The sequence below is a fragment of the Gracilimonas halophila genome, from assembly GCF_042684365.1.
Classification (GTDB): Bacteria; Bacteroidota; Rhodothermia; order Balneolales; family Balneolaceae; genus Gracilimonas; species Gracilimonas halophila.
Genome location: NZ_JBHULI010000021.1, coordinates 1 through 730, shown reverse-complemented (window position 1 = coordinate 730; position 730 = coordinate 1). Strand labels below are relative to the sequence as shown.

At 63.2% G+C, this 730-nt stretch carries 1 pseudogene; it reads right to left on the bottom strand.

Going from position 1 to position 730, the window contains the following annotated elements:
• Positions 1 to 730: pseudogene (locus ACFSVN_RS05010) on the bottom strand (hypothetical protein); the annotation flags it as partial.

Sequence of the window (730 nt, the reverse complement as noted above, 5' to 3'; positions counted from 1 at the left end):
CGATTCCACGACCGCCTCCAGCCTGTTCTCTCCCGGGGCCGGGCCCAGCGTCCACGCCGGGGAGGCCGCTATGCCATCCTTATTGGTCACCATAACGGTGTCGGCAGCCCCGCCCGGAAACTCACCTCCGCCCGCGGTAATACGGAATGTTACCTCGGCGCCCGCCACCGGGTTGGAATACCGGTCGCTGACAAACACACTCACCGTATCCGCCAGGGCCGTGCCCACCGTGGCCTGCTGATCCTCCCCGCTATGGGCGGTCATTTGCTCCGCCGTCCCCGTCAGGGCGGTGGCAGTAAATACGACCGGTGAACCGGACAGCGATTCCACGACCGCCTCCAGCCTGTTCTCTCCCGGGGCCGGGCCCAGCGTCCACGCCGGGGAGGCCGCTATGCCATCCTTATTGGTCACCATAACGGTGTCGGCAGCCCCGCCCGGAAACTCACCACCACCCGCGGTAATCACGAATGTTACCTCAGCGCCCGCCACCGGGTTGGAATACCGGTCGCTGACAAACACACTCACCGTATCCGCCAGGGCCGTGCCCACCGTGGCCTGCTGATCCTCCCCGCTATGCGCGGATATCTGTTCTGGTGAGGGCCCTGAAGTATCAATTGGAATAATTTCAAAACTGGTTTCAAGGCTTCCGCTGTAGTTGCCGGTCCCCGTGATCGTCACCCCGGCCGTGCCCACATCGGTGTTATTGCTGTAGCTTACCGTATAATCGGTG